This window comes from Pacificoceanicola niger (assembly GCF_048553275.1).
GTDB lineage: Bacteria > Pseudomonadota > Alphaproteobacteria > Rhodobacterales > Rhodobacteraceae > Pacificoceanicola.
Genome location: NZ_JBLZMW010000015.1, coordinates 67573 through 85970, shown reverse-complemented (window position 1 = coordinate 85970; position 18398 = coordinate 67573). Strand labels below are relative to the sequence as shown.

Sequence of the window (18398 nt, the reverse complement as noted above, 5' to 3'; positions counted from 1 at the left end):
GCGGCAGTTGTTGCTATTGGCGTTCAATAAACGCCATAGTTGAAACCTATGCGAAAGCGGCCGGATGTGTAAATGACGCCGTGGTCCGCCTCGCCGGTGCCGAAGGCCTACCTGCGGGTCAGTCGCCCCTGACGACAGGGTCCGATCAGGCCGCGAAGCCGAGTTTGTAGAGATGGATCTCAAACGACGGATGCATGTCCGCGCCCAGAACACCGGGCCGGAAATGCCGATAGAGGGAGCGCCAATATGGCTGGATGATGACCCAATCACCGCGCAGGATCGTTTCGATCTCGGCCATCACCGTGCGCCGCGCCTCGGCATCGGCAATCGACAGGGCGGCGTTCAACCGGATGTCAAAGTCGGGGTTGGAATAGCCGGACTCATTCCACGCCTCACCCGTCCGATAGGCCAGCGCAAGCACCTGAACACCCAGCGGGCGGTGGTTCCATTCCGTGGTCGAGAACGGATACTTGGCCCAATCATTCCAGAACGTCGATCCGGGCAGAACCCGCCGACGGACCTTTATCCCGGCGTCGCGCAGCTGGGCGGCGGCGGCATCTGCCGTGTTCTTTGTGAATCCGTCATCCAGCGAAACCAACTCATGCTCGAACGCGGCCATGCCGATCTCTTCGAGACGTGCGGCGGCGTCCCGCGGCGCATAGGGGGCCGGACCGATATCGGCGTATTCCGGATGGACCGGCGCGACATGGTGGTTCTCGGCCACTGTGCCAAGCCCGGCATAGCCCAGTTCAAGACAGATGCCATTGTCGACCGCCTTGACCAAAATCTCGCGCAGCTTCGGATCGGCATAGATCGCGGTTCCGTCAACCAGCGTTTGTTGATTGAACCGAATGACGACGGTGGCCCCGGTGACGACCTCGGATTTCTCCAGGCCAATGGCGTCGCCGATCGCGATGAATTCGTTCACATTCTGATACAGCATGTCGACTTCGTCGGCCTCTATGGCAGCGATCCACGCGGCGGGGTCCGTGCCATAGTCGAGGAATTCGATCCGGTCGAGCGCGGCGCCACCGATGCCGTTTGCCGAGGCGCCCCACCATTGATGATCCACGTTCCTGACCAGCACCCCCTTTTTACCGACCTCAAGGCTTTCGGGCAGGTAGGGTCCGGTGCCGATGGGATTGGTCAGCATGGCTGCCGGGTCGTGAGAGCTGTGAACGACGGCGGCCGGGTAGTCGGCCATGCCGGCAATGATCGTGATGTCCGAGATGGGCAGCACGATCCTGACCGTGTGGTCGTCCACCGCCGTGACCGCGCCCGCCATGAGTTTGTTCGTCTCTGCGTCAATCAGCGGTGCCATGCGCGCGGCCATCGAATTGCCCTCGACGGAGCGGTCGCACCAATACGCGATCATCCGCACCACATCGGCGGAGGTAAAGGCCTCGCCGGTATTCCACGTCACGCCCTTGCGCACGTTCAACGTGTACTCGGTGGCATCGTCATTGGCTTCCCAGCTTTCGAGCAGCATGCCGCGCAGGCTGCCGTCGCGGTTGTATTCGACCATGTATTCGAGCCAGCCGCGGGTAAAATTGGAAATCTGCGTCCAATCAAAGGTGCGCGGGTCCTTCAGGGCACGCACTTCTTGCTGAATGCGCAGGGTGCCACCTTGCTGCATGGGGGTGGCGGCCTCGGCAGGACTCCCCAGACCGCCAAACGCATAGGCCGCCGGGACCGACACGCCCAGAGCCGTGGTCCGCACAAGAAACTCGCGGCGATCCAGCAGCCCGGCCCTGAGTTCTTCTGCGTACATACGGGCCGCCGGATGGATCCGGGTGCCGTCGGACGTATGCGTCATGCGTGTCTCCCTGAGATCGGCCTGAGTTCCCGTGGCGCGCGTCCTGATGCCCGAGATGCGAGGCATGGTCTGCACCCTTCAGGGACTATTGCGCATGACTCTTTGCCCGGGGTCAATGCTTCGTTTCTTCGGGTCCGGACCGGCCAGTATCGGCAAAATGTTCCTGAAACGCCAATTCTCCTGCGTTATTTGACCTGGGCAAAGCTCAGCGGCTGCGCGATTGCGCCCGCAGGGCCGTCGGCGACAGTCCGGTGTGATTTTGCACGAACCGGGTGAAATAGGCCGGCGAGGCAAAGCCGAGATCGCGGGCGATGATCTGCACGGCGGGCGTGGGGCTGGCGAGGGCAATGCGTGCCGCGTGCAATTTGCGTTCGGTCAATATATCGGCGGCGGTCTTGCCACAGGTCTGGCGGCACACGCGGCTCAGATGCGTGGGGGTCACGTTCAGAGCTTCCGCATAGGCCGCCATCGCAAGAGGCGTTCGAAAATCCCGGGTGACCTTCTGGGCGAATTGCCGAACAAGCCGTGTGGCGGCGGTGTCGCGGCTCTCGTCCGCCTGTCCCGCCTGCATCTGCCGGTTCAGCCATACCCCCAGCAACGCGACATACGCCTCGATGGCCTCTTCCAGCAGTGGCCTGCGTTGTGCAAGCTCGCGTTGAATCGTGTCCATGGTGCCCGTCAGTTCTGCCTGTGCCAGGCTCTCGCGGATGCGCAGGTGCACGGGATCTTTCGGCAGCCTGCCGGTCAGCCCCGCCGGGCTTTCAAGATAGAGCGCCTGCGCGGTGTTGGGCAGATCGACGGAGAACAGGGTGCCTGCAGGCAGAAAAAGGGCGCTGTGCATCGACAGGCCGCGCCGGACCCCGTTTACGATCACCCGGCCCTGACCCCGTGTGATCCACAACAAATAGTTGTCTGGCCGGTCATGTTGCAAACCGTATTTCCAGGCCGCACCCTGCGCCGCGAGACCAAAAGAGCCGCAGGCAACCGGTCCTTTCGGAGCCGGGGCCGGAGGCATGGCCTTGCGCAGAAAGGTGGGCACGCCGCTCATGCCAACGCCCCGGGATGAACCCTGCGCCAGCCGGACATGCGGGCCTTGAACCATGTGCGCTGGCGCTTGGCGAATTGCCGCGTCAGGATCGTGGCGCGCGCAGAGGCGGCCGGGAGCGGCATCTCCCCCCGCACCACGGCAATCAACTCGGCCGCTCCGATGGCCTTTGAAGACGGCAGGGTCGGGGACCAGGAAGGCAGGTTGGCCTGTGCCTCCTCCAATGCTCCGGTGGCGATCATCTTGTCGAATCGTGCCTCGATCCGCGGTGTCAGCCAGTCTTTTGGCGCCTCAAAAAGGGCAGTTTGCGCATGATTGAGCGGCAAGAGTGGCGGCGGTGTCTGCGCCTGCCAGGCGGCCAGCCCCTGTCCCGTGCTCCGAAGCACCTCCCAGGCGCGCATCACGCGGGCCGGATTGTTCCGATCAATGCGCGCGGCGGTTTCGGCATCCAAGTCCGCGACCATTGCTTCGAGCCCGATCTTTGCCAGCAGCGCGGCGCCTTCCGCGCGGATCTCCGGCGGCGTGGCCGGAATCTCCGCCAATCCATCGGTCAGGGCAGTGAAATACAGCCCCGTGCCGCCAGTCACGATCAACCGCGCCCCGGATTGGCGCAAGTCCGCAACAGCCCGCAGCCAGTCTCCGACGGAATAGGGCGTATCGCCCGCCACGTGCCCATAAAGCGCATGGGGTGCACGGTTTTCGTCTTCAGCGGAGGGCCGCGCGGTCAGGATTCGCCAGTTCTCGTAGACCTGAATGGCGTCAGCGTTGACGATCACGCCGCCCTGTAGTTCGGCGAGCGCCAGCGCCAGCGCGGATTTTCCGCTGGCCGTGGGTCCGGCGATCAAAACCGGCCGCGCAGGGTCGAATTCTCGCGCGATTTCTCTCGCGGCCACCATGTGCGACACTGCCATTTTGCTCTGGTCCGGTCCTGTTGCTTGCCATTGCCGCATTGCAGCAGCGAGCCATTGCAGCCACTGCGGATTTGCGCCAAATATGGCGCGATCATATCCCCCAGCCTAGATGGAGCGCAACATGACCGAAACCGGCACGCCAGAAACAAAGTTCAGACGCGTGATGTTGAAGATCTCCGGCGAGGCCTTGATGGGGGATCAGGGCTTTGGCCTGCATCCGCCGACGGTTCAGCGCATCGCCAACGAAGTGAAAACCGTGCACGACATGGGCGTCGAGATCTGCATGGTGATTGGCGGCGGCAACATTTTTCGCGGGCTCGCGGGCAGCGCGCAGGGCATGGAACGCACCACGGCGGATTACATGGGCATGCTTGCGACAGTGATGAACGCCCTTGCGCTGCAGTCCGCGCTCGAAGGGTTGGGGGTGTTTTGCCGGGTCATCAGTGCCATTCGCATGGATGAGGTGGCCGAACCCTACATTCGCCGACGTGCCGTGCGTCACCTTGAGAAAAAGCGTGTCTGCATTTTTGCCGCCGGAACGGGAAATCCATATTTCACCACCGACACGGCCGCGACGCTGCGGGCGAATGAAATGGCCTGCGAAGCAATCTTCAAGGGCACGAAGGTGGACGGCGTCTACGACAAGGATCCGGTCAAACATGCCGATGCGGTGCGCTACGACAGCGTGTCCTATGACGATGTGCTTGCGCAGCATCTCAATGTCATGGACGCCAGCGCTATCGCTCTGGCCCGCGACAACAATCTGCCGATTATCGTATTCTCGCTTGACGAACCCGGCGGGTTCAAGGGGATCCTTGCAGGGCAGGGGACGTATACGCGCGTCCACGGCTGACACTCTGGCGTTTTGATGCGCGCAGCGCCCTTGGCGTCTCGCCGTAGTGCGACTTGTAGCTTCGGGTGAAGGCCGAGGGAGAGACAAAGCCGGTGGCTTTGGCGATTTCATGCACGGTTTGCCCGGTTTCCTGCACCAAACGCCTTGCCCGCGCGAGCCGCAGATCAAGATAAACTTGGCTTGGTGTCTTGCCAAGGCCGGTCTGGCAGCGGTGGCGCATCTGCTTTGGTGACAAGTCGAGCTCTCGCGCGATGGCGGACAGGGGCAGCGGCGTGTCGATATGCGCGGACATGACCGATTCCATCCGGCTGAGCAGGGGGTCTGCGGTTTCTTCGTTCTTGGGGCGCGATGGGAGGGCGGCACCGTTCAGCGCCGCGCGGCGGATTTCCGCGGCAAGTTCCGGAGCGATGGCCCGCGACAGCCATGCCAGAAGGGAATCGATCACCGTCAGGCCGCCGGGCGTCGTCAGACGCTGCCGCGCCAGGACAAAGGGAGCCTGCGTGCGCGCGATGTCAGGCCAGAGCGGATCGCGGTCCTGCGGCAAGGGGCCTGACAGCACAGCCTCACGCCCGGCTAGCAAGCCCAGCTCGGCCAGAATTTGCGTCCCGGACCCAATCCCGCCAATCGTTGCGCCGATCCGGTCCGCATCGAGCAAGAACCCACGAAGTCCAAAGGGAATCCGCGCCAAGGGGCTTTGGCCGGCGAAGACAAGAATAAGATCGAGCCCCGGCCCACGATCCCAGCCCTTGGCATCAGGAAAGAGCCGCGCGCCCTCGGCGGTGGCGACCGGCTCTCCGGTCAGGGTGCGGGTGCGGAAGGTGATCAAGGGCCGTCCGGCGGCGCGGTTGGCGTGTTCCAGCACATGCCGCGTCAGGGCCATATCCAGCATGGGCGCGTCGGGGCATACCACGAAACAGACTTGCATCCTGTCCTCTTTATGAAACCCGCCGATCCTGCTGCGGTACGAGCTGTTTTGGAGCAGAAACGTAAAGACTCTCTTGCCTTGACCTGCCTTTTGCGCACGAAATCGGGAGAATTCTGAGCGATGCCGCAATCTGGCAGGCTTTTCGAACAGGGTTGGGTTCGATGAATTCCGCACAGCATTTGCATGCGCCGCGATGCCCGGCCCATGCGGTGCCGGAACTCGCCGAATTTACGGTTTCCCTCCAAAGCCATGCTCTATACAACACGCACGTTCTTTGGTTATAGCATCACCAAATTGCGCCGCCGGGTTTCGGCGACACCGAACAGGGGAGAGACAGGCAGATGTCAGAAGATTTCGAGCTTGATACCGATGATCTGAAGCGCCGCATGGATGGCGCGATCGCCAACTTGCGTACCGAATTCGCGTCGCTGCGCACAGGTCGTGCGTCCGGCTCAATGCTTGAGCCGATCATGGTCGATGCCTATGGCAGCATGACACCGATCAACCAGGTCGGGACGGTCAACGTGCCGGAGCCGCGCATGGTCACGATCAACGTGTGGGACAAGGGTCTTGTCGGCAAGGTTGAAAAGGCCATCCGCGAGTCGGGCCTCGGCATCAATCCGCAGCTCAACGGCACGATCATCATGCTCCCGATCCCGGAGTTGAACGAAGAGCGTCGCCGCGAGCTTGGCAAAGTTGCCGGTACCTATGCCGAACACGCCCGCGTCAGCGTCCGAAACGTACGCCGCGACGGGATGGACCAGATCAAGAAAGCCAAGGCCGATGGCCTCAGCGAGGATGACCAGAAGTTCTGGGAGCAGGAAGTCCAGGAGCTGACCGACAAATACATCAAGAACGTCGATGCGGCGCTTGAGAACAAGCAAGAAGAGATCATGCAGGTCTGAGCCGGGTCCGGGCGGTGTCTTGCCGACCCGCCCGTTGCCTTTGGCGAGTGCCTGAGCGATCATCTACACTTCCGGCTGAAGCCGGATTGCAAGGACGCCCTGATGAAACATTCCCTCCGTGAGACCCATGGCCCGCGTCACGTGGCCATCATCATGGATGGCAATGGCCGCTGGGCGACCATGCGCGGACGGCCCCGGCTGTTTGGGCATCACGCGGGCGCCAAACGGGTGCGCGAAGTCGTCGAAGCCTGCCCCGACCTTGGTATAAAGTATCTGACGATCTTTGCCTTTTCGACCGAGAACTGGAAACGCACACAGGTCGAGGTGGCCGGGCTGATGAGCCTGTTCCGCCGGTATATCGCCAAGGAGGCGCGCGCGCTCAAGAAGCAGAACGTCCAGGTCCGCTTTATCGGAGACCGGGTGCGGCTCGACAACAAGCTGATCGGCCTCATGGACGAACTCGAACAACTGACTGCGTCCTGCACGGGGACGAACCTGACCATTGCCCTGAATTATGGGGGTCGCGATGAGGTCGCCCGCGCCACGCAACGGCTGGCGCAGGATGTGGCGGACGGAAAGCTCGATCCGGCATCGGTGGATGAGGAGACGCTGCCGCGCTATCTTGATACACATGTCCTGCCGGATCCGGACCTTGTGATCCGCACCAGCGGCGAGGCGCGGATTTCGAACTTCCTGCTCTGGCAATCGGCCTACGCGGAATACGAATTTGTCGACACGCTCTGGCCGGATTTCACCGCCCTTGAACTGGGCGAGCTGGTGCGATCCTTTGCCAGACGCGACCGCCGGTTTGGAGCCGTGAAGAAATGAGTGCCAACTGGGAAGACCTCAAGCCGCGCGTTCTGTCGGGCGTTGCGATGATCGTTGTGGGCCTGATGACGGTCTGGCTTGGTGGACTGTGGTTTCATGCGTTGATCGGTTTGATTTCGGGCCTCATGGTCTGGGAACTGGTGCGCATGCTGGACCCGGAACGCCGGACCGAGGCGTTGATGCTTGGCGGCCTGGCGGCGCTGGTCTCGTTTCTGGCACCGCATTTGCCAGCCGCCGTGGCCTTGCCGCTGTTGCTGGCGCCCTCGATGGTCGGGCTTGGCCGTATGGGCCGCGGCGGGGTGACTTACGGTGTCTTTACGGCGCTCATCCTGCTCGCGGGTTTTGGCATGACAGGCCTGCGCGATGATTTTGGCCTGCTCTGGATGCTCTGGCTGGTTCTGGTCGTCGTGGTGACGGATGTGGCAGGCTACTTTGCCGGGCGGATGATCGGCGGTCCGAAGTTCTGGCCGCGCGTCAGTCCGAAGAAGACATGGTCCGGAACGGTTGCGGGCTGGATCGCGGCGGCTGTTGTCGGTCTGATCTTTGCGCAATGGACCGTGGCCGGGGCCGGCCTTGCCGGGGTGTCTGTCGCGATCAGCATGGCCAGCCAGCTTGGCGATGTTGCGGAAAGCGCCATCAAGCGCCGTTGCGGCGTCAAGGACAGTTCGTCGCTGATACCGGGACACGGCGGTTTGCTCGACCGCTTTGACGGCATGCTTGGCGCGTCGGTATTTCTCGTGATCGCAGGGCAGATCATCGGCTTCCCGCCGGGGCCCTGACAGGAGAGTCTGATGCGGCGCGTTTCCATCCTCGGGGCCACGGGGTCTATCGGACAGAATACCATCGACCTGATCGCACGGGCGCCGGAGGCTTATCACGTCGTGGCGCTGACCGGTGGTCGCAACGCGGCTGCGCTGGCGCGTGACGCGATCGCGCTCCGGGCAGAGATTGCCGTCGTTGCGGATGAGTCCGCCTTGCCGGAATTGCGCGAGGCTCTGGCAGGAAGTGGGATCGAAGCCGCGGGCGGGCGCGCGGCGCTGATCGAGGCCGCCAGCCGTCCGGCGGATTGGGTGATGTCGGCGATCGTCGGTGCGGCAGGCCTGGAGCCGGGGTTGCGGGCGTTGCAGGGTGGCGCAGCGCTGGCGCTCGCGAACAAGGAAAGCATGGTCTGCGCCGGGCCTTTGATGTTGAAGGCCGCGCGGGACGGGCAGGGCAGCCTGTTGCCGGTGGACAGCGAGCACTCGGCGGTTTTTCAGGCGCTGATCGGTGAGGATCTGTCAGCGGTTGAACGCATCGTGATCACCGCCAGTGGCGGCGCGTTCCGGGACTGGCCGCTGGAGGATCTCGACAAGGCAACTCCGGCGCAGGCGGCGACCCATCCCAATTGGGACATGGGCCAGCGCATCACCATCGACAGCGCGTCCATGTTCAACAAGGCGCTGGAACTCATTGAGACCAAGGAGTTCTTTGGCATCGACCCGGCCATGATCGAAACCGTAGTGCATCCTGAATCCATGATCCATGCGCTGGTCGGGTTCCGTGACGGCGCGCTGATGGCGCATGTGGGCATGCCGGATATGCGCCATGCCATCGGGTTTGCCCTGCATTACCCGGAGCGCCGCGCGCTGCCGGTGGAGCGGCTCGATCTTGTGAAGCTGGGTCAGATGACCTTCCGGCCCGCCTGCGAGACCCGCTGGCCCGCGCTGCGGCTGGCACGCGGGGTGATGGAAGCCGGCGGCATGGCCGGGGCGATCTTCAACGCGGCCAAGGAGACGGCCCTCGACGGTTTCATCGAAAATCGGATACAGTTCACCCGTATGGCGGCTGTTGTTGAAGAGGTCCTGACCAGCCTTTCGGCCCAGACGGGCCTTATTGATGCCGAAGTTACTCTTGATAACGTCATGCAGGCAGACCATCTCGCAAGGCAGAAGGCCCGAGAGTTCATGACGGTCTGACGGCTCAGAAAGAGGGGGCGAGACCTTGGAAATTACCACGCTGATGCCGCAATTCGGTGGCTCGCTCTGGAATATCCTGTTCTTCATCGTGGCATTGTCGATCATCGTCGCAATCCACGAGTACGGACATTACATTGTTGGCAAGAAGTCCGGGATCTTCCCGGAGGTCTTCTCGCTGGGCTTCGGCCCGGTGCTTTGGTCGCGCGTCGACCGTGATGGCACCAAATGGCAGATCGCGGCGATTCCCTTTGGCGGATATGTGAAATTTCGCGGGGATGCCAATCCCTCGGGCGGGCGTGACGAAGAGGTCTACCAGACGATCTCCGACGAACAGCGCCGCACGACCATGGACGGTGCGCCGCTCTGGGCGCGCACCGCGACGGTGGCTGCCGGACCGCTGTTCAATTTCATCCTGTCGCTGGCGATCTTTGCCGGTGTTTTCATGGTCAAGGGCCAGCCCGCCGATCCGCTGGTGATCGCAAGTCTGAAGCCGGTGCCTTTCGTTCAGGAACTGGAGGAGGGCGATCAGATCCTCGCCATCGCGGGCAAGGCTCTGCCGAGCGCGGAGGAAACCGCCGCTTACAACGAATTCATGGCGGATCTGCCGCGCGAGCCGGTGCTGGAGTACCGTGTTTTGCGCGATGGTCGCGAGATGACCGTAGACGGACCTTATTTCTTCGCACCCATCGTCGGCGGTGTCGCGCCGCGGTCTGCGTCCATGGATGCCGGGTTGGAGGTGGGCGACGTGATCGTCAAGTTGGATGGCAAGGATATCTTTGCCTTCGACCAGCTTCCCGAAGTGATCGAAAACTCCGAAGGCGCCCCCGCAGAGCTGGAAATCTGGCGCGATGGCGAGACATTGACCCGCACCCTGACCCCGCGCAGCACCGACGAGCCGCTGCCGGATGGCGGTTTCCGCACTGTGTATCGCATCGGCCTGAGCAGCAGCCTGCTCTTTGAACCCGACACCGTACCGCTTGGTTTTGGTGAAGCGATTGGCGAGGGGCTTTCGCAGGTCGGGGCCATCATGACCGGCTCCATTTCCGGCCTTTGGCACATGGCCACCGGCGCGATCAGCACCTGCAATCTGTCCGGTGCCATCGGCATTGCCCAGACCTCGGGCGAGATGGCAAGCCAGGGCGCGGTGAACTTCATCTGGTTTATCGCGGTGCTCTCGACGGCGGTCGGCATGTTGAACCTGTTCCCGGTTCCGGTGCTCGATGGCGGACACCTGGTTTTCTATGCCTACGAGGCCATCTCCGGTCGCCCGCCCAGCGACAAGGCACTGCGCGTGTTGATGTCCATTGGCCTGACTGTTGTGCTTGCGTTGATGATCTTCGGGCTGACAAACGATTTGTTCTGCCACTGAGCACAGTTTACGGGGATTGATGGGGCGGGGGTCAAAATCCTGCCCCATTTCCTTGTCAGAAAGGTTCCGTTCAGAAAGGGACCGAATCCATGCAAACGATTCACGCCGGATACCGCAGCATGAGCCTGCTTGTCTCGATCAACTGGGACCGGCTGCTCTATATCGCGACCATCGTCTTCGCTCTGTTTTTCGGAGCGTACATCGGAACGTTCTTGCAATAAGCCGGACCGGCGCGCGGAGCGCTATGGCCGGTTTGCGCCAATTGGCGCAAAAACCGCAATATCTTGTAGCGAGCCCTGTCATCGGCTTTTGACAAGCCTCCCCAATCCCGATAGTGACTTTTTAAGACAGGTCGGAGTGGATTGGCGAGAATGGCAAAGGTCGTTTCCGCGCGTTACGCGCGAAAGATGTTCAAAGCGAACCAGGTTTCCAACGCATCGAAGGCCGTGGCTGTCGCCATCGCGCTGGGTGTTGGTGTTGGGGCGGTCACCCTCCCTCAACGTGCCGTTGCACAGGCCTACTCCTTCAGTTCGGTCTCGATCGAGGGTAACCGCCGGATCGAGGGCAGTACCATCCTGTCCTACGCCGGGATTGCCCGCGGGCAGCGCGTCACCGCCGCAGAGCTGAACGACGCCTATCAGAAAATCGTCGCCTCTGGCCTTTTCGAATCCGTGGAGATCATCCCGCAGGGCGCGACCCTCGTGATCCGAGTCGTGGAATACCCGACCGTCAACCGGATCAATTTCGAAGGCAACAAGCGTCTCAAGGACGATGATCTGGCCGAGATCGTGCAATCCCAGTCCCGCCGCGTGTTCAGCCCGCGTCAGGCCGAAGCCGACGCGCAGGCGATTTCCGAAGCCTATGCCGTTCAGGGCCGGATCGCGGCCCGGGTGACCCCCAAGGTCATCAAGCGCAGCAACAACCGTGTCGATCTTGCCTTCGAAATTTTCGAGGGCGGTGTGTCCGAAATCGAGCGCATCGGATTTGCCGGCAATGGCACCTATTCCGATCGCCGCCTGCGCCGGGTGCTGGAGACCAAGCAAGCGGGCTTGCTGCGGGCCTTGATCAAGAAAGACACCTTCATCGAAGACCGTATCGAGTTCGACAAGCAGCTGCTGAACGATTTCTACGCCTCGCGCGGATATGTCGATTTCCGGGTGACCGGCGTGAATGCCGAGCTTGCCGAAGAACGGGACGGTTACTTCGTCACCTTCAACGTCGAAGAAGGCCAGCAGTTCAACGTCGGAGAGGTCACGGTGACATCGGACCTGTCGGATGTCGATCCCGACGTTTTCCAAAGAGTCGTCAAGCTGCGCAGCGGCGCGACCTATTCGCCCTCCAAGGTCGAAAACGAGATTGCCCGCCTCGAACGGCTGGCGATCGACGAGGGGCTGAATTTCGTCCGCGTCGAGCCGCGTATCACCCGCAACGACCGCGACCTGACGCTGGATGTGGAGCTGATGCTGACGCGCGGTGAGCGCATCTTTGTCGAGCGGATCGACATCGAGGGCAACACCACCACGCTCGATCGCGTGGTGCGCGAACAATTCGACGTGGCCGAGGGCGACCCCTTCAACCCGCGCGCCATTCGCGAAAGCGCCGAAAGGATCCGGGCGCTCGGGTATTTTGACAATGCCGACGTGGAGGCCCGGGAAGGCTCTTCGCCGAACCAGGTCATTGTTGACGTGAACGTCGAGGAAAAGCCGACCGGCGCGCTCAGCTTCGGCGGATCGTATTCCACCACTGACGGATTTGGCGCGTCGATCTCGTTCAGCGAGCGCAACTTCCTTGGACGGGGCCAGCAGTTCAGCTTTGCCGTCCAGACCGCGGCCAGTGCCAACCGCTACTCGCTCGGTTTTGTCGAGCCGCGCTTCCTTGGCCGTGATGTCGCCTTCGGGTTGAACCTGAGCTATTCCGAAACCGATGTGCTGTCCTCCGCCTATACCTCTGCCGATGGCATCTTCCAGCCATCGCTCACCTTCCCGGTGTCTGACAACGGCCGCCTGCAACTGCGCTATACGCTGCGGTACTCGGACATGCGTGATCTGGACACCACCACGGTGATTGGACATCCGGATCTGGATGGTACGCCGTCCACCGGCCTTGAGGTTGCGCGAGAGGCGGGTCTGGAAGAACGTTGGGACAGCTCGATCGGCTATACCTACAGCTATGACACCCGCCGCACTGGACTCAATCCCAACGCGGGCGTCTTGCTTGAGTTCGGTCAGGATTTCGGCGGTCTTGGCGGCGACAGCACCTTCATTCGGACCAAGGCCAAGGCCGTTGCCCAGACCAAGGTCTTCAATGAAGAGGTCACGCTGCGTGCCTCCATCGAAGGTGGTGCGCTGAGCTACTCGAAGGGATCGAGCCGCGTTAACGACCGGTTCGTGACGGGCCCGAACCTGATGCGCGGCTTCGAATATGGCGGCATCGGCCCGCGCGAATACGTGGGCGGAACGGACGTCAACGACGTTCTTGGTGGCAACTACTATGCCGTCGCCAGCCTGGAGGCGGAATTCCCGCTTGGTCTGCCGGAGGAATACGGCATCACCGGCGGCGTGTTCTACGACATCGGGTCGGTCTGGGGCTATGACAACCCGACCAACAATCCCAACGTGCTCTACAGCGACTTCAGCGCGCGCCACGTGATCGGTGTGTCGATCTTCTGGGACAGCTTCATCGGCCCGCTTCGGCTGAACTTCTCCGAAGCGCTCAAGAAGGAAAAGGAAGACATTCCGTTGAACTTCAACCTGTCCATCTCGACCGAATTCTGACGTGATGCTCCGGTTCGTCGTCTGCGCGCTGCTGTGGCTCTGGCCGCTCTCGCTGGCTGCGCAGCCGCTGACCGGTGGCTTGAACGAAGGCGTTGTGCAAAGCCCGATTTTGGTGATCGAGCTGGAGCGGGTCTTTACCGAAAGCGCCTTCGGCAAGCGCGCGGTCGAAGAGATCGAGAACGAAGGGGTCGCGCTTGCGGCCGAGAACCGGCGCATTGAAACGGAACTGACAGAAGAAGAGCAGCGCCTGACGGAGCAGCGCCGGACGCTGGCGCCGGAAGATTTTCGCGCGCTTGCCGATGCGTTCGACAAAAAAGTCCAGCGCCTGCGCAGCGAACAGGACGCAAAGGCCCGTGCGATCAGCGCCCGCCCCGAGGAGGTGCGGCGCCAGATGATCCAGATCGTTCAACCGATCCTGCGGCAGATCATGCAGGACAGCCGTGCGGCGGTGATCCTTGAACGGCGCGCGGTGATTGTTGCGGTGTCTGACGTCGATGTGACGGACCTTGTGATCGAGCGCATGGATGCGCAGATCGGCGACGGCAGCACACAGGTCGAGCCGGAGTCTCAACAGCCTCACCAACCCTGACGCTTGCCCCGGCAGCGCTCGGTTGGTAGGGAAACAGACAGACAAGACCCAAGGAAATGGCCATGACCGACACGCTGCTGACCGCAGACATCCAGTTGATCCAGCGGATCATTCCCCATCGTTATCCCTTTCTTCTGGTTGATCGGGTGGTTGACATCGACGGCACGCAGTCGGCGGTCGGGATCAAGAACGTGACTATGAACGAGCCGCATTTCCAGGGCCATTTCCCGGGCATGCCGATCATGCCGGGCGTAACCATCGTCGAGGCCATGGCGCAGACGGCGGCGGTCATGGTGGGCACCGCCCTTGGCATGGCCGACAAGGAGCTGAAGGTCTACTTCATGTCGATCGACAAATGCAAATTCCGTCGCAAGGTGGTTCCGGGCGATCAACTGCGTATGACGTTGAACACATTGCGGGGGAAACCGGGCGGCAAGGTCTGGAAATTCGGCGGCGTCGCCGAGGTCGAAGGCGAAATGGCTGCGGAATGCGAGTTCACGGCCATGATGGACATTCCGGCGTGACCGACGCCGTGATCCACCCCAGCGCCGTCATCGAAGAGGGCGCACAGATCGGCCCGGGCTGCGACATCGGTCCCTTCTGCCACATCGGCCCCGAGGTCGTGCTGGGGCAGGGCGTCGTCCTGAAATCCCACGTTGTGGTCACCGGCCAGACCGAGATCGGCGATGAGACCAGCGTGTTCAGCTTTTCCGTGCTGGGCGAGATCCCGCAGGATCTGAAGTTCAAGGGCGAGAAGACCAAGCTGATCATCGGCAAGCGCAATCGCATCCGGGAACATGTCACCATGAATACCGGCACGAGCGGCGGGGGCGGCGTGACCCGTGTCGGCGACGATGGGCTGTTCATGGCGGGCTGTCACGTGGCGCATGACGCGCAGGTCGGCAATCGCGTGATCGTTGTGAATTCCGCGGCCCTGGCCGGACATTGCGTGTTGGAAGATGACGTGATCATCGGTGGGCTCAGCGGCGTGCATCAATGGGTTCGGATCGGACGTGGTGCGATCATTGGCGCCGTGACCATGGTCACCAATGACGTGATCCCCTATGGCCTTGTCCAGGCGCCGCGCGGCAGGCTCGATGGGCTGAACCTCGTCGGGCTCAAGCGCAAGGGCGTCGCGAGATCGGACATCACCGCGCTGCGCGCCGCGTTCCAGATGCTGGCTCAGGGCGAGGGTGCCTTTCAGGACCGCGCCCGGCGTCTGGGCGAGGAAACCCAGAGCGATTACGTGCGGGAGATCGTCACCTTCGTTCTGGGTGACAGCGACCGGTCGTTCCTGACGCCGGGGTGATCCCATGCTGGCGTTGATTGCCGGACGTGGCGCGTTGCCGGCGGCTGTGATTGGCGCCCTGTCCGAACCGCCTCTGGTCTGCGCGCTGCAAGGATCAGAGCCGGAGGGCCTTGATCCGGTCCGGGTTTTTCCGCTTGAACGGCTCGGAGGATTCTTGCGCTGGTTGCGGCGGCGGGGGGTGACACGGCTCTGCCTCTGCGGCAGCGTGGATCGCCCAAAGCTGTCCCCGATGCGGTTGGATTTCGCCACGATGAAGCTCTTGCCCCGGATCAATCGCGCCTTGAAACACGGTGATGATGGTGCTTTGCGCATTGCAATCTCGATTATCGAGGATGCCGGGTTTCAGGTCGTGGCCGCCCATGAGGTTGCCCCGGCGCTGTTGCCGCCTGTCGGTGTGCTGACCCGGGCGCAACCGGACAAGGAAGCCCGCCACGCCGCAGTGGAAGGCGACCGGATCAGCCTGTCGCAAGCCTTTGAAGACCTTGGGCAGGCCTGTGTCGTGACCGGCGGTGGGCCGGTGGCGCGCGAAGGGCAGGACGGCACAGATGCCATGCTCTCTGCCATGGCGCCCGCGCCCGGCGCAGTCTTTTACAAAGCGCCCAAACCGGGACAGGACCGCCGGGCCGATCTGCCGGTCATCGGTCCCGAGACCGCCAGACGCGCGGTGAGCCTCGGGCTGTCGGGCCTGATCATCGAAGCGGGCGGCGTGATGGTGCTCGACCGCGCTGAAGTCATCCAGATTTTAAACAATGCGGGCCTGTTTCTCTGGGTTCGGGAAAGGCCTGAGTGATGCGCGTCTTTATCACCGCCGGGGAGGCCTCCGGGGACAAGCTCGGTGCAGCCCTGATGCAGGGACTCAAGACGCTCATGCCGGACGTCAGTTTTCGTGGAATCGGCGGGCCGCGCATGGCGGCCGAAGGGCTGGAAAGCCTGTTTCCGATGGACGAGATCAGCATCATGGGGATTGGCGAAATCCTCAGGGAATATCGCAATCTCAAGGCCCGCATCCGGCAGACCGCCGATGCGGTCATCGCGGAAAAGCCCGATGTTCTGATCACCATCGACCTGCCGGAATTTTCCCTGCGTGTGAACCGTCTGGTCAAGGCGGTCAGCGATGTGCGGGTGGTGCATTATGTCGCGCCGACGGTCTGGGCATGGCGGCCGGGGCGGGCGAAGAAGATGGCGGCGCATGTGGACCAGGTGCTGGCTCTGCTGCCCTTTGAACCGCCCTATATGGAGGCCGCCGGGATTGCCTGTGACTTTGTCGGCCATCCGGTGGTCATGGACCCGCAGGCCAGCGACGCCGACGCAAAGGACTTTCGCGCGAGGCATGGCATAAGCGGGCCTTTGGCGCTCATGCTGCCCGGCTCGCGCCGGTCGGAAATCGCGCGGCTCATGCCGATCTTTTCACAGGTGGCCGCGCGATTGCACGCGACCCGGCCGCAGCTCCGGCTGGTCGTTCCGGCGGCGCCGAATGTGGCCGACGCGGTGCGCGACGCCGTTGCAAACTGGCCCGGTGCGCCGCTAGTCATCACGCCAGACGACGACAGCGACGGCGCCGAGAAACGCGCCGCCTTTCGCGCGGCGGATGTCGCTCTGGCGGCGTCCGGAACAGTTTCGCTTGAGCTGGCGGCGGCGGGCACGCCGATGGTCATTGCCTATGACATGAGCTGGCTGTCGCGGCAGATCATCGGGCGGATGCTGCTTGTGGATACGGTGACCCTGGTCAACCTAGTCTCCGAGACCCGCGCCGTGCCCGAGTTCATCGGCAACAAATGCCAGCCCGACCCGATTGCCAGCGCCGTGCTGTCCGTGCTCGACGATCCGCGCGCTCAGGATGCAGCGATGGCGCTGACCATGCAGCGGCTTGGGCAAGGGCAAGACTTCCCCGGACTGCGCGCGGCGCGGGCTGTGCTGACCGGGCTGGGCAGGGAGAGCGTCCGTGATTGATCACCGGAATGCACCTGTTTCGGGCGGTATGCGGGCCGTGGCACTTTAACCAAGCATCCCGATCCCCACGAAAAAGCCCCCGGACAGCGCAGGCTGCGGGGGCTTTGATGGTCTGTGTGACCTGCGATTATTGGTTAAGCGCCGAAGATTGCTCATAGGCTGCGGTGAAGCCGCTCAGCGACATCTTGATCTCCACCTTCTGATCCGGCGCAAGCGCGGGGACGAGGGTGACGGTGGCGGAGGCGCCGGCTTTGAAGCGGTTTATGTCCTCTTGGGTAAACCCAACGCGCGCATAGCAGCCGACCGGGGCGCAGAAGCTGTAATCGTAGCGGCGGGCCTGGCCGCCATCGACCGCAACCATCAGTTTTTGCGTCAGCAATGTTTCAAGCGGCACCACGAATGTGCCACCGGCCACGGCGCGGCCGCCGTTGTTGAGACGGAAGATGCTGACTTCGGCGACGGAGGCGCCATTCGGGTCCTGCAGCAACTGGTACATCTGGCAGACGTCTTCGCTGCCTTCGACCTTCAGGCACTGCAGGGACCAGTCGTTGAACGTCTCTTTGATGTAGGTTTCCGGCTGGTTGGGATCGACCGGGGCGGCGTTGGCGTCTTCGCCCAGATCGAGGGCACCACCAATGTTCGAGCCGCCTGCCGGTGCGTCCGCCGGGGCATCCGCTGCGGGCGCCTCGGTGCTGTCCTGGGCCAGTGCGGGGGCGGCGCCAAGCGCGGCAAGCAGAGACAGAAGAAGAATGGATCGTTTCATGGAAGTCCTCTGAAATCCTCTTTTATGGTTGCCTGTTCGCTTAGCATGTCCCGCGGGCAGTGTCAGGGCGGAATTTCCTGACTTTCCCGTCAGCGGGCGAAAAAATGCTGGAAGACAGCCGATACAAGCAATTGAATATCTTTGAAAAATTGAAAAGGGGCCTGCACAGGCCCCCTTTCGTTTCACTCCCTGTCGGACTGGCCGACTTTTCATTGATCGGAACGCTACGAAAACCAGAGGCATCGGTCAACAGTGATTTTTTGGGAAAATCCGTCTCTGCGCAAAAGGTTACCAGGGTCTTGCCCCTCGGGGCGCCAAGACCGTGCGCATCTGTCCACCCCGAAGAAAAAAACCGCGCCCGAGGGCGCGGTCAGTCTGACAGGGAGGAAGTTTACCCGGAATAGGA

18 protein-coding genes are annotated in these 18398 nt (G+C 62.4%); 13 read left to right on the top strand and 5 right to left on the bottom strand.

The annotated features are described in order from the left end of the window. Positions 1 to 145: 145 nt before the first annotated feature. The 3 genes from ACN2XU_RS17710 to miaA form a co-directional block, all read right to left on the bottom strand. Entirely contained in the window at positions 146 to 1816 is a 1671-nt protein-coding gene (locus ACN2XU_RS17710) for an ABC transporter substrate-binding protein (RefSeq protein ID WP_419411791.1), read from the bottom strand. A gap of 205 nt (positions 1817 to 2021) precedes the next feature. After that, positions 2022 to 2864 carry a helix-turn-helix domain-containing protein gene (locus tag ACN2XU_RS17705; protein ID WP_419411790.1) on the bottom strand — a complete coding sequence of 281 codons (843 nt, stop codon included), beginning with the start codon at positions 2862 to 2864 and terminating at the stop codon, positions 2022 to 2024. After that, positions 2861 to 3772, bottom strand: coding sequence for a tRNA (adenosine(37)-N6)-dimethylallyltransferase MiaA (gene miaA / locus ACN2XU_RS17700; RefSeq protein ID WP_419411789.1), 912 nt, complete (start codon positions 3770 to 3772; stop codon positions 2861 to 2863). Before miaA ends, ACN2XU_RS17705 begins: the two co-directional genes overlap by 4 nt. 121 nt (positions 3773 to 3893) lie before the next feature. Between miaA and pyrH the strand changes: the two genes are divergently transcribed. Next, positions 3894 to 4625 (top strand): UMP kinase, encoded by a 732-nt coding sequence (gene pyrH, locus ACN2XU_RS17695; protein ID WP_419411788.1) that lies wholly within the window; start codon positions 3894 to 3896, stop codon positions 4623 to 4625. On the opposite strand, the gene ACN2XU_RS17690 is transcribed toward pyrH, so the two are convergent. After that, positions 4576 to 5550, bottom strand: a complete 975-nt coding sequence (locus ACN2XU_RS17690) for a GlxA family transcriptional regulator (RefSeq protein WP_419411787.1) — start codon at positions 5548 to 5550, stop codon at positions 4576 to 4578. The genes pyrH and ACN2XU_RS17690 overlap by 50 nt on opposite strands. A 341-nt stretch (positions 5551 to 5891) precedes the next feature. Here ACN2XU_RS17690 and frr point away from each other — a divergent pair, with 341 nt between their 5' ends. The 12 genes from frr (at position 5892) to lpxB (ending at position 17229) form a co-directional block, all read left to right on the top strand. Next, positions 5892 to 6455 (top strand): ribosome recycling factor, encoded by a 564-nt coding sequence (gene frr, locus ACN2XU_RS17685; RefSeq protein ID WP_419411786.1) that lies wholly within the window; start codon positions 5892 to 5894, stop codon positions 6453 to 6455. Positions 6456 to 6557: 102 nt separating this feature from the next. Further along, complete coding sequence (gene uppS, locus ACN2XU_RS17680; RefSeq protein WP_419411785.1) at positions 6558 to 7283, top strand: undecaprenyl pyrophosphate synthase; 726 nt, start codon at positions 6558 to 6560, stop codon at positions 7281 to 7283. Continuing rightward, a complete protein-coding gene (locus ACN2XU_RS17675) occupies positions 7280 to 8062 on the top strand; it encodes a phosphatidate cytidylyltransferase (protein ID WP_419411784.1) in 783 nt (260 codons plus the stop codon). The genes uppS and ACN2XU_RS17675 overlap by 4 nt, the downstream gene beginning before the upstream one ends. A gap of 12 nt (positions 8063 to 8074) precedes the next feature. Next, positions 8075 to 9238: a 1-deoxy-D-xylulose-5-phosphate reductoisomerase gene (gene dxr / locus ACN2XU_RS17670; RefSeq protein ID WP_419411783.1), complete on the top strand. Its 1164-nt coding sequence runs from the start codon at positions 8075 to 8077 to the stop codon at positions 9236 to 9238. 25 nt (positions 9239 to 9263) lie between these two features. Further along, a complete protein-coding gene (gene rseP, locus ACN2XU_RS17665) occupies positions 9264 to 10607 on the top strand; it encodes an RIP metalloprotease RseP (RefSeq protein ID WP_419411782.1) in 1344 nt (447 codons plus the stop codon). Between the two features lie 89 nt (positions 10608 to 10696). Continuing rightward, positions 10697 to 10828: a hypothetical protein gene (locus ACN2XU_RS17660; protein ID WP_419411781.1), complete on the top strand. Its 132-nt coding sequence runs from the start codon at positions 10697 to 10699 to the stop codon at positions 10826 to 10828. Positions 10829 to 10978: 150 nt separating this feature from the next. After that, positions 10979 to 13381, top strand: a complete 2403-nt coding sequence (gene bamA / locus ACN2XU_RS17655) for an outer membrane protein assembly factor BamA (protein ID WP_419411780.1) — start codon at positions 10979 to 10981, stop codon at positions 13379 to 13381. A gap of 4 nt (positions 13382 to 13385) precedes the next feature. Then, complete coding sequence (locus ACN2XU_RS17650; RefSeq protein ID WP_419411779.1) at positions 13386 to 13970, top strand: OmpH/Skp family outer membrane protein; 585 nt, start codon at positions 13386 to 13388, stop codon at positions 13968 to 13970. Positions 13971 to 14032: 62 nt separating this feature from the next. Further along, positions 14033 to 14494 (top strand): 3-hydroxyacyl-ACP dehydratase FabZ, encoded by a 462-nt coding sequence (gene fabZ / locus ACN2XU_RS17645; protein WP_419411778.1) that lies wholly within the window; start codon positions 14033 to 14035, stop codon positions 14492 to 14494. Next, the gene (gene lpxA, locus ACN2XU_RS17640; protein WP_419411777.1) at positions 14491 to 15279 is read left to right on the top strand and encodes an acyl-ACP--UDP-N-acetylglucosamine O-acyltransferase; all 789 of its coding nucleotides are present in this window, start codon (positions 14491 to 14493) and stop codon (positions 15277 to 15279) included. Before fabZ ends, lpxA begins: the two co-directional genes overlap by 4 nt. Before the next feature lie 4 nt (positions 15280 to 15283). Further along, positions 15284 to 16069 carry an LpxI family protein gene (locus ACN2XU_RS17635; protein WP_419411776.1) on the top strand — a complete coding sequence of 262 codons (786 nt, stop codon included), beginning with the start codon at positions 15284 to 15286 and terminating at the stop codon, positions 16067 to 16069. After that, on the top strand, positions 16069 to 17229 hold the full coding sequence (gene lpxB, locus ACN2XU_RS17630; RefSeq protein WP_419411846.1) for a lipid-A-disaccharide synthase: 1161 nt from the start codon (positions 16069 to 16071) through the stop codon (positions 17227 to 17229). The genes ACN2XU_RS17635 and lpxB overlap by 1 nt, the downstream gene beginning before the upstream one ends. 127 nt (positions 17230 to 17356) lie before the next feature. Here lpxB and ACN2XU_RS17625 read toward each other — a convergent pair whose 3' ends face one another. After that, positions 17357 to 17992, bottom strand: a complete 636-nt coding sequence (locus ACN2XU_RS17625) for an invasion associated locus B family protein (protein ID WP_419411775.1) — start codon at positions 17990 to 17992, stop codon at positions 17357 to 17359. Positions 17993 to 18398 lie beyond the last annotated feature (406 nt).

Excerpts from the sequence above, each read along its gene's own strand:
- frr (WP_419411786.1), top strand. The coding sequence starts at position 5,892 with ATGTCAGAAGATTTCGAGCTTGATACCGATGATCTGAAGCGCCGCATG.
- ACN2XU_RS17705 (WP_419411790.1), bottom strand. The coding sequence starts at position 2,864 with ATGAGCGGCGTGCCCACCTTTCTGCGCAAGGCCATGCCTCCGGCCCCG.
- bamA (WP_419411780.1), top strand. The coding sequence starts at position 10,979 with ATGGCAAAGGTCGTTTCCGCGCGTTACGCGCGAAAGATGTTCAAAGCG.
- ACN2XU_RS17710 (WP_419411791.1), bottom strand. The coding sequence starts at position 1,816 with ATGACGCATACGTCCGACGGCACCCGGATCCATCCGGCGGCCCGTATG.
- ACN2XU_RS17625 (WP_419411775.1), bottom strand. The coding sequence starts at position 17,992 with ATGAAACGATCCATTCTTCTTCTGTCTCTGCTTGCCGCGCTTGGCGCC.
- uppS (WP_419411785.1), top strand. The coding sequence starts at position 6,558 with ATGAAACATTCCCTCCGTGAGACCCATGGCCCGCGTCACGTGGCCATC.
- ACN2XU_RS17690 (WP_419411787.1), bottom strand. The coding sequence starts at position 5,550 with ATGCAAGTCTGTTTCGTGGTATGCCCCGACGCGCCCATGCTGGATATG.
- ACN2XU_RS17660 (WP_419411781.1), top strand. The coding sequence starts at position 10,697 with ATGCAAACGATTCACGCCGGATACCGCAGCATGAGCCTGCTTGTCTCG.
- lpxB (WP_419411846.1), top strand. The coding sequence starts at position 16,069 with ATGCGCGTCTTTATCACCGCCGGGGAGGCCTCCGGGGACAAGCTCGGT.
- ACN2XU_RS17635 (WP_419411776.1), top strand. The coding sequence starts at position 15,284 with ATGCTGGCGTTGATTGCCGGACGTGGCGCGTTGCCGGCGGCTGTGATT.
- miaA (WP_419411789.1), bottom strand. The coding sequence starts at position 3,772 with ATGGCAGTGTCGCACATGGTGGCCGCGAGAGAAATCGCGCGAGAATTC.
- pyrH (WP_419411788.1), top strand. The coding sequence starts at position 3,894 with ATGACCGAAACCGGCACGCCAGAAACAAAGTTCAGACGCGTGATGTTG.
- fabZ (WP_419411778.1), top strand. The coding sequence starts at position 14,033 with ATGACCGACACGCTGCTGACCGCAGACATCCAGTTGATCCAGCGGATC.
- ACN2XU_RS17675 (WP_419411784.1), top strand. The coding sequence starts at position 7,280 with ATGAGTGCCAACTGGGAAGACCTCAAGCCGCGCGTTCTGTCGGGCGTT.
- ACN2XU_RS17650 (WP_419411779.1), top strand. The coding sequence starts at position 13,386 with ATGCTCCGGTTCGTCGTCTGCGCGCTGCTGTGGCTCTGGCCGCTCTCG.
- dxr (WP_419411783.1), top strand. The coding sequence starts at position 8,075 with ATGCGGCGCGTTTCCATCCTCGGGGCCACGGGGTCTATCGGACAGAAT.